Below are 12800 nucleotides of genomic sequence, written 5' to 3'. Positions count from 1 at the left end.
TTGCAGGTTGTCATAGCTATTTAACAATATTGCGGATGCGATCAAGATATCAAGCATTGGCTTTTCCGTTCCAGTGATGCTTTTGATAGGGTGAAATAATCATTGGATATCGCCTGTGGCTATTTGGGAGTAAATCATCATGTCTCAATCTTTATTACAGACTCCGTTATATGATCTACATGTCAGACTGGGGGCCAAAATGGTGCCTTTTGCAGGTTATGAAATGCCTGTGCAGTATAATTTAGGCGTTAAAAAGGAGCATTTGCATTGTCGTGATGCAGCTGGGTTGTTTGATGTGTCACACATGGGACAGCTACGTTTATGGGGCGAAAATGCAGCAAAAATGCTCGAAATGTTAGTTCCTGTGGATATTATTGATTTACCTGAAGGCAAACAGCGCTATGCATTTTTTACCAATGAAGCGGGTGGTATTGAAGATGATTTGATGGTGACGAATTTTGGCGATCATTTGTTTATTGTGGTCAATGCTGCCTGTAAAGCGCAAGATATCGCACATTTACAATCACATTTACAAGCAGGTGTAGAGCTGGAAGTCGTTACCGATCGCGCATTATTAGCGTTGCAAGGTCCTAAAGCTGTCGAGGTGTTAGCACAATTGAACCCTCAAGTGCGTGAGATGCTATTTATGGATGCGGTACGTATTGAGCTGTTAGGTCAAGAATGTTATGTCAGCCGTTCAGGTTATACTGGTGAAGATGGTTTTGAAATTTCAGTACCAAATTCACATGCACAAGCATTAGCGACAGCTTTACTTGCCAATGAATATGTTGAATGGATCGGCTTGGGTGCACGTGATTCACTGCGTTTAGAGTGTGGTTTATGTTTGTATGGGCATGATCTTGATTCGACAACCACACCGATTGAAGCAAGTTTATTATGGGGGATCAGTAAAATTCGTCGTACTGGTGGTGAACGTAGTGGTGGCTTTATTGGCGCTGATGTTATCTTAACGCAAATGGCGACTAAAGCTGTGAGTCGTAAGCGAGTGGGGTTAATTGGTCAGACAAAAGCACCAGTGCGAGAAGGTAGCCTATTATTCGATGCGAACGATAATTATGTCGGAGTGGTTACTAGTGGCAGTTTTGGTCCTTCAGTTGCGATTCCTGTTGCCATGGCCTATGTCGTGCCGACATCGAGTGAGATTGATACAGTATTATTTGCAGAAGTACGTGGTAAGCGATTGCCAATGACAGTCACTAAAATGCCTTTTGTTGCTCAACGTTATTATCGTGGATAGATGTCCGTAGCCGATAAGTGTTTATTGTGGCTGATCATCTTTATTGAGGCGTCTAGTTGTACGCCTCAGTGCTCAACTATAAAAAATAATTAAGTCATATTATTTATATCTTTATAAACTGATCGGAACATTAATTGAAACCCATCTTTTGTGAGTTCTTTTGCTTCTATTTTTGCAGCTTTTAGACGTCGATAACACTCAGCTAATGTTTTAATAAACAGATCTTTTTCGGTTGGTGTTAGATGTTGAATATCCATCGTTAAATCTTCTTTATTTAGGGTGTTGCACTCTATATCTAAGATAAGATGATTGGATATAGAATAGTCACATGTTTGGTTAAGCATCCTGCTGTGTTTTTAACAGGTATACTATATACCTTTTTAAAAGGTCATGGTAGTGACATAATTTTCAAGTCTGAATAATAAATGTTAATACGATTGATTAGTTACGTGGCTTTATGAGTGTTTGTTGTCTATATGGCGACTTACTTGTTTTAATTATGAGTAAAAATAAGTAAGTCGCTGTAAGTTATTTGTTTTTGTTGTTAATTTTGTATTGGTTATTAGTCATTTTTACATAGGAATGTATATAAAAATTCAGTGATTTTTGTCATATCGTCAACAGTAATAAATTCTTCTGTTGTATGAACTTTACTCATACCCGTCGATAGATTGACTGTTTTTAAACCATTACCATTAAATACATTGGCATCACTGCCGCCGCCGGTTGATTTTGTAAACGGGGTTAAGCCATTAGCGCTAAATGCCGCCATAATACTTTGTACATGTGGGTCATTATCATCAATATGATAAGCATTGTAAGAACGGCTCGATTCGATATTGATCTGAGCGCCGTGCTTCGCTGCAGCTTGCTCAAAGGTTTCAATCATATGTGCAGTCTGGCGTTCAAGCTTGGTATCATTTAAAGAACGTGCTTCTGCTGCAAGGTATAGTGAAGGCATTACAATATTGGTCACTTGTCCGCCTTGAACAACGCCAATGTTTGCTGTGGTTTCTTCATCAATACGTGATAAGCGCATGTTGGTGATAGCATCAGCCGCAACGGTTAATGCGTTAATGCCTTCCTCTGGCGCTAAACCAGCATGGGCAGGTTTACCTGTAATTGTGATTTTTAAGCTTTGTTGACCAGGTGCTGTGGTTACAATCGCACCAATCGCACCGCCTGAATCTAATACAATCGCTTTCTCTGCAGTAATGTAGCTCATATCAAACAGTTTAGAGCCTTGTAAACCACCTTCTTCATGAACAGTAAAAGCCAACTCAATGGTTTTGTGCTCACGGTTGTCTGCTTGAATACAACGTACCGCTTCCATAATTGCAGCAATGCCTGATTTATCATCACCGCCTAAAATGGTGTCGCCTTTTGAGCGGATCACGCCATTCTCAATAATAGGCTCGATATCATTACCTGGATTGACGGTGTCCATATGACAACTAATAGCGATAGTGTCATTGATGTTACCGTCTAAACGCGCATAAATATTAAAGCCGTTAGATACCGCTTCTGGTACAGGTAAACGATGGACACTGAAGCCTAATTCACCTAATTGTTCAGCTAGGGTTTCAGCAATGGCTTTTTCATTGCGTGATTCACTATTGATTTTGATAAGTTCAATAAAGTGGTTAATAAGGCGTTGTTGATTAATAGTCGACATAATTTAGTTTCGTATTGGCATGGAATGCTATGACTGTAAACGTAAATGGGCGAGTAAAGGGTGGGGTTAAATCAAATTAAGTGGCAATTTATTAATAAAAATATCAAATTGTGTTAGCGGTATCGTGTTTATGGGAAAGAATTGAGATGCGAGATGCGAGATGCGAGATGCGAGATGCGAGATGCGAGATGCGAGATGCGAGATGCGAGATGCGAGATGCGAGATGCGAGGTGCGAGGGAGAGAGCAAACGAGGTGAGTGGATGCGGAATGGTGCGAGGTGCTTGTTATTAGTAATAAAAAACCACCGCTATGATTAGTAACGGTGGTTTTTAGTGTTATCTATAATCAAGATAACAATTACCCGTTAAGGATTAACCCCAAACGATAAGGCTGTAGTTTTTCTTACCACGACGGATAAGTGTGTAACGACCAAATAGTTTGTCAGCATCTTGGAAAGCGTAGTAAGCATCACTTACTTTTTCGCCATTCACCATGATTGCGTTTGACGAAATGTGAGTTTTCGCTTGGCTGCGAGATGTTGCTAGCTCAGCATTAACAAGTACTTGTTGAAGATCATCTTCACCAGATGCTTGTGCTGTTGGCATACCATCTTGCGCTAGTTGTGCAAAATCAGACTCTGATAAGTGCTCAAGGTCATTTTCAAATAGGCAGCGAGTAATATTCTGCGCTGCTGCTAATTGCTCTTCACCGTGTACTAGTGCCGTTGCTTTTTCTGCAAGAATACGTTGTGCTTGAGGCGCTTTGCCGCTGTTACGATCATCTTCTTCGATCTGTTGAATTTCTTCTTCAGAAAGGAAAGTAAAGAAACGTAGGAAACGGTATACGTCAGCATCTGCTGTGTTCATCCAGAATTGGTAGAACTTGTATGGGCTAGTTTTGCTTGGGTCTAGCCAAACAGCGCCGCCTTCAGTTTTACCAAATTTAGTACCATCAGACTTCGTAATTAGCGGTACAGTCATACCGAATACTTGCTGTTGGTTCATACGACGAGTTAGGTCGATACCTGCAGTGATGTTACCCCATTGGTCAGAACCACCGATTTGCAGTTCCATGCCCATGTCTTTGTTCATGCTTGCAAAGTCATAAGATTGTAGCAAGCTGTAAGCGAACTCGGTAAAAGAGATACCTACTTCGTCACGGTTAATACGTTGCTTAACAGATTCTTTGCTGATCATTTGGTTCACAGAGAAGTGCTTACCAATATCACGTAAGAATGTTAGAACATCCATATTACCAAACCAGTCATGGTTGTTTACCATGCGAGCAGGGTTTGTTGCATTGTCAAAATCAAGGAAAGGAGAAACTTGACGTTGGATTTTAGTAACCCAGTCTGCAACAATATCTAAAGTGTTAAGTGAACGCTCAGTCGCTTTAAAGCTTGGATCACCAATCATACCGGTAGCGCCGCCAACCAAGGCTACTGGATTATGACCCGCTTCTTGGAAGCGCTTAAGGCAAAGTAGAGGTACCAGATGACCTAGGTGTAAACTATCTGCCGTTGGATCAAAGCCGCAATATAATGTAATCGGACCCTTCGCTAAACGTTCGCTTAAAGCTTCTTCATCCGTAATTTGAGCGATCAGACCGCGATCTTTAAGCTCCTGAATTAAATTCAAATGATTCATGTGTTCTCCAATAATCATTTTATTTACGTTTATTTAAAAATAGGTACGGCATTATTCAATGTCAGTATCTGGTTTATTATGACTTGTAGACCAATAAATCCTACAACAAATAACGCTATATTATTTGTCGCTACATTATATTCAATTTGATGTTGTTTACCACGAAGTTTTCTAAGGGCAAGCACAGGAAACAGAATTGCTAGGATTGTTAAGAAAATTGCTGCGGCACCTAAAGCTGGAACAAAGCCATTAGGATACACAAGCGTGAAAACCAAAGGTGGCAAGTAGCACAGTACAGCAGTCATTAATCTGTCTGTAGTATTATTACCACGTTTAAAGGTGCTTGCCAATGAATCAAATAACCCTAATGAAACACATAGATAGGAAGTGAACATGGCAATGGATGAGAAAGCACCAATTAAGTAAATAATGTTGTTATTTTGAATAAATATCTGCATTTGTTGAAGCATAACGCCAACACTTGAGCCGTGTTGTGCAACATATTGAAAACTATGGTTACCAAATCGAGGTAACGAGCCTAACATGCTAATTTCCCAAATAATATAAACAACGAGTGGAAGTAAACCGCCAGCAACAAAAATATTACGCAATGTTTTGGGTTTATCACGACCAATATATTTCACCATGCTGGGTACACTACCATGAAAACCAAAGGCAGTAATAAATACAGGAATCGCCGCAAAAGCATATTTTGCTGAATCGTGACTGTTGACTAAAAAGTGACCATGAAGGTAGGGGATAATCGTTATAACCAGAAGAAAGAAAATAACGATATTACTGGTAAATAACACTCGATTGGCAATATCAACTGCTTTGGTGCTGATAAATACAATGGTAGCAATAATTATTGTGAATACAATTGCAATGGTATGTGATGATAACGATATATGAAAATAATCAGCGAAATCATTTTTATATATCGACGATGCACCGGCTATATAAGCACACGATAACGCATAAAGTAATAACAGTAGTGATATATTAATTACCCATTTACCTGTGTTGCCAAATAAATCATAAGCAATGGCTTCAAGGCCTGTTCCTTCAGGATAATTAAGACAAACTTCTAATAGCATTAATCCGGTATAGGTCATGATTGCCCATAAAACGGTTAATAATAGAATGGTATTATAAATCCCTAACCCTGCAGAAATTAAGGGTAAAGCAAGCATTCCAGCACCTAACATGGTTCCTGAAATAAGCAGCGTCGCGCCAATAGACTTTACATTCATGACGATTGTCCTGTGAATAGTACCTAATATTTACCAAGGTATTAGGTAATAAGAACTTAACCGTCGATAATAAATAATCGACGATAATTAATTGAAATATAAGTTGGTTTCATTGATATAAAAAAACGCCAGTCGTGAAGACTGGCGCTGTATTCCTTATTAAGCAGCGGTATGTGCTAATTTTTGTTTGTTTTCTTCATCAATAATTTCACTTAGAAGGCTTGTGAATACATCACGAAGGTTATTCCAGTAATTATTAAAGCGAATTTCATCACGTAGGAAGTGAGTCATAACCGCTGAACGAAGAATATATACAGAACCAACTGTGTTCCACTCATTATCACTAAAGCCACGGCTTTCTGCATAGAGACGTGGAGTTTGACCGTATTCTTCTTCTGATAGAGAAGTAGAAGAGGTTAGGAAGTCTTTAGTATAAGTACGACCTGTTGCGTAAGAGCATAGTTCGTAAATACGTTGGTTTAGTTTGTTATGCGCTTCTAAACTATCGTTACCGATTTCTTTGAAAGTAAAGTCAACCATATGGAAGTCTGGGTGCATTAGAGGACGAACCTCAAACCGACGACCATCAACAACAAATGGTTCAGCTGTAGCAAGTTTTTTCGCAAACCAATCGGCAGTCACAATACCACGACCAATAACATGACCATAGCCACTGATGTTTAGTGGTACTAGACGGTGAGCGGCCCATACTGCAGCAGCTGTTGCACCGGCTTTTGAACCTTCCATGATAGAAGAGCCAAGTACTACTTGCTTATCTTCTTCATTTTCGTCACCCGCTTCTTCAAATACGTAAGCTGCGTGGTAAGAAATTAAGTCTACAATACGCTTGTCTTTCATAGCGACAGCGCCCGCTGCGTATTGAATGAAACCAACCTTATGTGGATCGACAGTGATAGAATCAGCTTCAGACATAGCAGCAAAAGCATCATAAACAGCACGTTTAGGCCATACAACGCCTTCAGGGATCACATCATCGTTACGATAACGCTCGATCAGTGCATCGTATTCCATGAATTGGTTATCATCATCAAGGAACATTGAACGTACGTAACCACCGTATGCTGCATCAACGTGAACATAGAAAGAAGCACCGTATTTCTCTTCACACTCTTGACGAAGTTTGATCACTTCATGTACCGCATCAATAGAGCCTTCTTCTGTAGTACCAACAACAGATACCATACCAAGAATAGGTGTGCCTTCTTCCATTAATTTGAACGTTACTTCACGCATTTTTTCTACGTCAGTACGGTAGTTACCATCAACATCTAGTGGAATGATATGCTCTTGACCTAGGCCAAGTACATCCATTGCTTTCATCCAAGAATAGTGTTTAGAACGAGGTACTAAGAATTTACCTAGTTTGCCAGCATCAACCCCGACGCCACGTGCTGTTAATGCACGAACTTCTTCAAAAATACCGCGTTTTTTCAACTCATCTGTTAGATCTAGAATATCCTTAGATTTCATATTCAGTAGCTGGTGCTCAGTCATACCTTCAACAAGATCTTTTGATTTTTCACAAGCAGCAATGGCTAGTGGCATTGTTTTAAGGTTACGTGCAACCCAAACACCTTCATAGTTAGCAACAGTACCGCCTGAAGTGATATGTGCCCATGATTTGTTTACATCGTAGCCAAACATACGGCATAGGTCATGACCTGCAGCTAACTCAAGTTCTGTCGTCACAGGTGACGCTTCATGTGCACAGTTATTTGGGTTGTAAAGCATCGTCATCACGTATGCAAGGTTTGACACCATTAATGTATCAGCATTCATATGGCCAAGGTAACGAGGAGAGAACCAAGGCACTGACTTTGTTTTAAGGCGTGCTGATAGATCTTGCAGAATGCCTTCAGTACGGTAAAGCGTATCGCGGAAATCAGGTTGATGTTGAGTAACAGGCGTCATTAATGGCGCATCTTCAGGGTGGAAATCAGAACGCCAATGCATATGTTCACTGACAGCGTAATCCATCATTTCTTTGAAGAATACTTGGTTTTCTGATTTTGGACCTAAGAATAGGGCATCTACGTTCATTTTGTTGCTCATAATAAAACCTATTTACTTATCAATAAACACAATTCAAAAGACAGTTTGTGAGTCGTAATGAATATATTGTTTTAGTCGTTATTTAATAATTTTTGGTCTGAGACCGCTAAATCGATTGTTATAAGAGAGGAAAGCCATTACCGAGTAAGTCATTAAGTGCGTTACGGTATTAATGGCTCTCTCTCTATTCCCTGCGATAGCGTTAATAAACGTTAAGGAGGTTTTGTTATTTATTAGTGTGCTTTAGCAGCAGCTTTTGTTGGTTCAGCTTTGTTTGAACGTTTACCCCATGCGTATACGATAATTGGGATAATAATCATGATAACTAAGCCAAAGAACTGGAAGTTGAAGTAACTGCTTGCAGTGCCGACGTAGCTTGATGGTGCTTGAAAACCAAAGTAACCCGCTAGTAGACATGTTGCGATACCTAAGCCAGAGCAGATCCACATACCGATGTTGCCACCAGGAACTGTAAAGCTACGTTTGATATCAGGACGTTTGTAACGAAGGTAAATAGCTGCAGAGAACATCAATAAATAAGCAACGATGTACACTAAAGATGTTAAACCTAGAAGCATAAAGTAGAAAGAGTCTACGTTAGGCATTACACAGATAAGCACACCTACAATTGAGATCAGGATTGCTTGAAGGTAAATAAGGTTAACTGGTACGCCTTGTTTATTGGTTTTTTGTAGAACCTTAGGTAGTGCGCCAGCATTTGCTGTGGCTTGTAGACCACGTACTGGACCTAAAACCCAAGAGTTAACTTGACCTGCAAGACCAATCGCCATACAAACTGCCATGATAGGTGTTAACCAGCCTAGACCCCACATCTTGAAGTATGTTTGGAATGCTTGAATAAGACCTGCTGTCATTGAAATGTGTTTAGTTGGAATACCAATGAAGATAGCAAATGAACCCACAACAGACACAATAACTACAAATAATGCCACTAAGAACACAGCGATAGGGTAGTTACGTTCAGCATTTTTAACATGAGATACGTTAGATGCTGATACTTCCATACCCATTACTACGAATACGAAGCCGATAAACAGTGCCCAAGTCCCTTTGTCTGAAAAATCAGGAATAAGGTTAGCTGTAGTTAATGAAAGGTCAGTAACAATAGGGTGACCACCAACAAGGTAGGCAATCGCACATGCTACAAGTACAAAGAATGGTAAAAATACACCCAAGATTACACAAAGAGTAGATACCCAACCCAGTGTTTTAACACCACGCATATTACCTAGCGTACATGCCCAGTAAACGACTAAGATCACGGCAAGAATGTACATCTTGTTTTGTGCTAATGCTGGATCAAAAGCGTAAGCGAAAATAGCACCGACAATCATCAAAATAGATGTCATGCCAAATACCATTTGAATCCATTGCATCCATACAGCAACGAAACCCATACGTTCGCCAAATGCCTCACGAACCCAGATAAAGATACCACCATCTTCAGGCCAAGCTGTTGCTAGCTCTGCCGAAACGAGTGCAGTTGGAATCATAAAACAAATTGCTGCAGCTAACGTTAAGAATATCGTCATCATTCCTGGCTGCGCTGTCATTGGGAGTGTACGAACACTCATAACAACCGCAGCGGTAATCATGACGAAACTAAATACGCCAATTTTAGCGGGTGAAGAATTGGAGCTTGCCATTGTAGACCTCAAAATCTATCAGTTAAGCAGTAAAGACTTAAAAAACGATACTCTATGAATATTGAAAATATCGATATTTAAACTGTCTGTCCGTAAAAATCGATTTTATAGTAATGATCGATTTTAGTTTTGGGAAGCGAATTTAGCTGCCAAATTCTGATAGTTTAATTTGCATTTTTAAGCAATTGTCGTTTTGGCGATAGTTGTATATTTAAGAGGAGATAACTACTAAGCAATATGCATATTGGGTGTGGATATAATGATTAACGCACTAGCCGAGCAACAATAATCGTTATTAAGCTAGCGATAAACGCAGCAATACTGGCGACGAATAAACTAACGGCAGGCGATAAGAGATACAGTGAAATATAATGGTCATTGGTTTCACTAATCACATTTACAGCGTAAGGCATTGTTATAGAAAAACATATACACGTTATCCACGCAAAGAATAATACCCAGGCAGAATACGATTTGATAACGGTAAGCGCTTTATTATGGAAAACTTCATAGTGTTTAATAACATAATGTAAACCTAAAAGAGGGACTAACGACCATAGAATGATAGAAAAACTGAATACACTGTGTTGATTATGCCAATTAAACATTATGAGATTAATGAGAAATACGCAAACAATAGAATAAATACGATTAGTCATGATAATAAAAGATAAGTTAGGCATTGATGTCTAATATTATATTTTTTATCTAGTATAAATATCGCTACATTGCTCATAAAACAGCATAAGAAGTAGTTTTTCTAAATATAATGGTTAAAAATATAACCTTTATTAAATTTGTATATGTTTATGGTATATTTAAATATCAGTAAGGGGTTGTATATTATTGGTGTGACTTATTTAACTTATTGATTTTTAATTTTATAAGTAATCGGTGAACTATAAATAGTCACTATTAGTATAAAAAACGCATTATTGTAGATAACACATAATTTTAGTTAACAACAAAAGCAAGAGTAACTATTTGCTGTTGTGAATATTGTTATGAATAAATATCCACTTTAATGGCATTAAAATAAAATGTAATTATTCATAAATAATGCAGTTTTTGGTGTGTGAGAGTAATGAAATTTGGTTAATGGTCTGTAATGATTGTTAATGAGACAAGTTTTATATTTAATCTGATGAAAGACTAGATGGTTGGTATGACTAAAAATAACTTTGCAACCATAAGCGATAGAATAATGTGCCAAATCAGGCACGATATCTTATGTGGTGAGTTTGAAGCTGGACAGAAACTGCTTCTAAGTGAATTAAAAGAGCGTTATCAAGTTGGTGGAACACCGCTACGTGAAGCGATGGTGCAATTATCGTGGCAAAAGTACGTCACTATGAAACCACAAAAAGGTTTTTGGGTTGCAGATGTATCTCTTGATGAACTGCGAGGGATTTTAAAAGCTCGGCTGGCCCTAGGGCATGTTGCGTTAAAAGATGCGATTAAAAAGGGCGATGAGGCTTGGGAGTTACAGATTTTAACTGCTTTTCATAAGCTCAATCGTTTAGATCCTGAGTCAGCCTTGTTTGATTATGATGAATGGGAATTACGCCATAAAGAATTTCATTTATCGCTAGTAGCGTGTGAGGGCTCTGAGTTTATTCGAGGTATGATCTCACATGTTTATGATCAGCAAGAACGTTATCGCCATTTTTTACTTAATGCGCGCTTATCACCAGAAAAACAATACCATGACAACGGTGAACATGAAGCATTGATGAAAGCGGTATTAGCGCGAAATGTTGAGTTGTCATGCCAATTATTAGAAGAACACAGCGAGCGTTTATATTCTTTACTGGAAAAAGCACCATCACTAAAAGCATTACTAAACTTACCTGATGATGAAACCATTTGGTAATACCACCCATCAATAATTGATTAAGTTATGACGTTTAACTTAATCAATTAATCCATCTTGTCTCCTTATAATAAATGTGTGTGAGGTGATTATTTCTAATGACGACATGAAATTGAAATGCTAATTTGAACTCATGCTCGTTAAATGGAATTTAATTCATGTTCACACAACTCTCTGCTGCACAACCTGATCCAATATTATCATTATCACTTATTTATAATGCTGATCAGCGTGAAAATAAGATGGATCTAGGTATTGGCGTTTATCGTAATAACCACGGTCAAACTCCTATCATGACGGCAATCTCACAAGCCGAAACACGTTTATTGCAAACTCAAACCACTAAATCTTATGTGGGGCTTGCAGGAAGTGAAGTGTTTAACCAAGCAATGATTGATTTATTGCTTGCTGATACATCAGCACATAGCCGCACAGTGGGTGTTCAAACGCCAGGCGCGAGTGGTGCGTTGCGTATGCTGGCAGATCTGATCCATGTAGCGAATGCGAATACCACTGTCTGGTTGACTGATCCAAGTTATGTCAACCATAAACCGGTGATGGAAGCCGCTGGACTTAAGGTCAAATTTTATCCCTATTTTGATCGCGTTACTAAGCGAGTTAATACTGATGCTATGCTATCGGCATTAGCACAAGCGGGCAGTAATGATGTGGTCTTGCTGCATGGCTGTTGCCATAACCCAACTGGTGCTGATATTAGTTTGGAAGACTGGCAAGCGATCACAGCGCTCGCCAATAAAAATGGCTTTATGCCGTTTGTTGATATGGCATACCTTGGTTTCGGTGATAGCTTAGAACAAGATGGCGCTGGCTTGAAGTTTATGGCTGACAATATAGAAGAAATGATGATTGCGACATCATGTTCAAAGAACTTTGGTTTATACCGTGAACGAACAGGCGCAGCACTGTTAGTCGGCGCTAATATTAGCGATGCTCAAAAAGCTAAAGGGCGTATTCTGACCCTCGCTCGTGCAAGTTATACCATGCCGCCAGATCATGGTGCCGCGCTTGTTGCTGATATTTTGACGGACAGTGCGCTAACTGCGGTATGGAAACAAGAATTGACGATGATGCAGCAGCGAATTAACGGTCTGCGTCAGCGCTTAGTACAAACATTAACAGCCAAAGGTTGCGATCAGTTCACGTTTATTGCCGATCATAAAGGCATGTTCTCAATGACAGGGTTATCGCCAGAGCAAATTATGCGTTTACGTGATGAGTTTGCCATTTATGCGGTCGGTGACGGACGCGTTAACATCGCAGGTTTACAAGAGCAACAGATTGATTACCTCGCGGATGCATTGATCGCCGTTACTCAGTAATTGTTTAAAATCAC

The 12800-nt window shown here is 39.3% G+C and carries 9 protein-coding genes; 3 read left to right on the top strand and 6 right to left on the bottom strand.

Translation table 11 applies throughout. The annotated features are described in order from the left end of the window. The first annotated feature begins 139 nt into the window (after positions 1–139). Positions 140–1258, top strand: a complete 1119-nt coding sequence (gene gcvT, locus PMAL9190_RS07590) for a glycine cleavage system aminomethyltransferase GcvT (RefSeq protein WP_087844613.1) — start codon at positions 140–142, stop codon at positions 1256–1258. Positions 1259–1347: 89 nt separating this feature from the next. Here gcvT and PMAL9190_RS20305 read toward each other — a convergent pair whose 3' ends face one another. The 6 genes from PMAL9190_RS20305 to PMAL9190_RS07565 form a co-directional block, all read right to left on the bottom strand. After that, positions 1348–1515, bottom strand: a complete 168-nt coding sequence (locus tag PMAL9190_RS20305; RefSeq protein WP_181314991.1) for a hypothetical protein — start codon at positions 1513–1515, stop codon at positions 1348–1350. A 305-nt stretch (positions 1516–1820) separates the two neighbouring features. Continuing rightward, on the bottom strand, positions 1821–2933 hold the full coding sequence (locus tag PMAL9190_RS07585; protein WP_087844612.1) for a M20/M25/M40 family metallo-hydrolase: 1113 nt from the start codon (positions 2931–2933) through the stop codon (positions 1821–1823). 372 nt (positions 2934–3305) lie between these two features. Continuing rightward, the gene (gene tyrS / locus PMAL9190_RS07580; RefSeq protein ID WP_060998458.1) at positions 3306–4580 is read right to left on the bottom strand and encodes a tyrosine--tRNA ligase; all 1275 of its coding nucleotides are present in this window, start codon (positions 4578–4580) and stop codon (positions 3306–3308) included. A gap of 29 nt (positions 4581–4609) precedes the next feature. Next, the gene (locus PMAL9190_RS07575; RefSeq protein WP_087844611.1) at positions 4610–5833 is read right to left on the bottom strand and encodes an aromatic amino acid transporter; all 1224 of its coding nucleotides are present in this window, start codon (positions 5831–5833) and stop codon (positions 4610–4612) included. 159 nt (positions 5834–5992) lie between these two features. After that, a complete protein-coding gene (locus PMAL9190_RS07570; RefSeq protein WP_087844610.1) occupies positions 5993–7906 on the bottom strand; it encodes a pyridoxal phosphate-dependent decarboxylase family protein in 1914 nt (637 codons plus the stop codon). A gap of 233 nt (positions 7907–8139) precedes the next feature. Beyond that, positions 8140–9573 (bottom strand): APC family permease, encoded by a 1434-nt coding sequence (locus PMAL9190_RS07565; RefSeq protein ID WP_087844609.1) that lies wholly within the window; start codon positions 9571–9573, stop codon positions 8140–8142. Positions 9574–10738: 1165 nt separating this feature from the next. Here PMAL9190_RS07565 and PMAL9190_RS07560 point away from each other — a divergent pair. Continuing rightward, positions 10739–11446, top strand: a complete 708-nt coding sequence (locus PMAL9190_RS07560) for a GntR family transcriptional regulator (RefSeq protein WP_306341445.1) — start codon at positions 10739–10741, stop codon at positions 11444–11446. 158 nt (positions 11447–11604) lie between these two features. Continuing rightward, positions 11605–12786, top strand: coding sequence for an amino acid aminotransferase (locus PMAL9190_RS07555; RefSeq protein WP_087844607.1), 1182 nt, complete (start codon positions 11605–11607; stop codon positions 12784–12786). Positions 12787–12800: the final 14 nt, after the last annotated feature.

It is taken from the genome of Photobacterium malacitanum (assembly GCF_900185615.1).
In the GTDB taxonomy this organism is placed as follows: Bacteria; Pseudomonadota; Gammaproteobacteria; order Enterobacterales; family Vibrionaceae; genus Photobacterium; species Photobacterium malacitanum.
This window is presented reverse-complemented; position numbering and strand designations above follow the sequence as displayed.

Bases quoted from the DNA above. Each gene is read 5' to 3' on its own strand.
- PMAL9190_RS07575 (WP_087844611.1), bottom strand. From the start codon at position 5,833: ATGAATGTAAAGTCTATTGGCGCGACGCTGCTTATTTCAGGAACCATG.
- gcvT (WP_087844613.1), top strand. From the start codon at position 140: ATGTCTCAATCTTTATTACAGACTCCGTTATATGATCTACATGTCAGA.
- PMAL9190_RS07555 (WP_087844607.1), top strand. From the start codon at position 11,605: ATGTTCACACAACTCTCTGCTGCACAACCTGATCCAATATTATCATTA.
- PMAL9190_RS07585 (WP_087844612.1), bottom strand. From the start codon at position 2,933: ATGTCGACTATTAATCAACAACGCCTTATTAACCACTTTATTGAACTT.
- PMAL9190_RS07570 (WP_087844610.1), bottom strand. From the start codon at position 7,906: ATGAGCAACAAAATGAACGTAGATGCCCTATTCTTAGGTCCAAAATCA.
- PMAL9190_RS07565 (WP_087844609.1), bottom strand. From the start codon at position 9,573: ATGGCAAGCTCCAATTCTTCACCCGCTAAAATTGGCGTATTTAGTTTC.
- PMAL9190_RS07560 (WP_306341445.1), top strand. From the start codon at position 10,739: ATGACTAAAAATAACTTTGCAACCATAAGCGATAGAATAATGTGCCAA.
- PMAL9190_RS20305 (WP_181314991.1), bottom strand. From the start codon at position 1,515: ATGGATATTCAACATCTAACACCAACCGAAAAAGATCTGTTTATTAAA.
- tyrS (WP_060998458.1), bottom strand. From the start codon at position 4,580: ATGAATCATTTGAATTTAATTCAGGAGCTTAAAGATCGCGGTCTGATC.